The sequence below is a fragment of the Elioraea tepidiphila DSM 17972 genome, assembly GCF_000378465.1.
In the GTDB taxonomy this organism is placed as follows: domain Bacteria; phylum Pseudomonadota; class Alphaproteobacteria; order Acetobacterales; family Acetobacteraceae; genus Elioraea; species Elioraea tepidiphila.
Genome location: NZ_KB899965.1, coordinates 1 through 1,098, shown reverse-complemented (window position 1 = coordinate 1,098; position 1,098 = coordinate 1). Strand labels below are relative to the sequence as shown.

Sequence of the window (1,098 nt, the reverse complement as noted above, 5' to 3'; positions counted from 1 at the left end):
GGCTCCGCCGCCCGGCCGCTCCAGCCAGCACAGATTTTCGGCTACAACCCCGGCGGGCTCTCACAATGAACGCGGGACCAACGGGGGGCAGGTCACAGCCAACACCCAACAAACCATTCGAGCCCTGACTGCGATACACCAAGGACAGTTTTGGCTCGATCCCGCCAGCGCCAGGAGGCACCTGGATCGGAATCGCGTAACTGGCAGCACCGGCCTCCGTGACCTCGAAGCTACCTGGCAGTGACATCAACGGACGCTGCTGCCCAAGAACCGCGGCTGCACCGCCAACGACGAGGACACCGCTCAATGCCGCGACGGCGCGACTGATCTGTCGCGGTCGGCGGAAGCGCCCCAACCACACAAGAAGCACGCCACCCGACAGGCGGCCTGTCCATGATGGATGAAGCATGCTCAGATCCTCCCGATGAGCTGGTGGGACCGGTGATGCAATACGGTAATGGAGTGTTTGCGTATCGAACAAGCACCAGAATATGACGCACATGCAGCAGTGCCGCATACAATCGCACCCGGCTGCTTGGTCGGACCGTTAGAGTCCAGCCGGGGAGGTTTGGTTTACGCTGAGGGTGTTGCGGCGAGGCGGTGCAGCATGATGCGGATCATGGCTTGGTGGATGGAGACGAAGAGACCGGTGATCCGCGAATGTCTGTTGTCGCACCGGAAAGAGTGGGCAGGTCCGGTTGTGGCCACGTCCCCATTCGTGTTGTTGGGTTCGCAGGACCTCGGAGCTGCACTCGAGGTCCGCGACACCATTGTCAGAAAGCCGGCCCAGAGAATTTCGCCTTCTCGGTTCCCACCCCTGCTCCAGTCGCCGCGTATCCAACCCTTCTCCCGTCCGGTGACCGGCGCCGAAAGGCGCAGGTTTCTTGCGACTTTCCGCGGCCGCCTTAATGCTGCGCTAGCGGAACGAGCGCCGTTTCCGCTCTCCGGAGGGTGGTTTCTCTCCAAACCTTGGGACTTGGCCGATCTAGTCTACAAGGTTTAATGAACCGCTCCGGTTTTGCCGGAGGCTGTTTGGTTTGAGTCACGCGGCCAGTTTCTGGTCGTCAAGCATGGCGTAGTAGCGTTCCTCGGCTTCGG

At 61.4% G+C, this 1,098-nt stretch carries 1 protein-coding gene; it reads right to left on the bottom strand.

Going from position 1 to position 1,098, the window contains the following annotated elements; all coding sequences use genetic code 11:
• Nucleotides 1-247: SpvB/TcaC N-terminal domain-containing protein (locus tag F563_RS26020; protein WP_425386953.1), on the bottom strand; the 247-nt coding region annotated here is incomplete at its 3' end.
• Nucleotides 248-1,098: the final 851 nt, after the last annotated feature.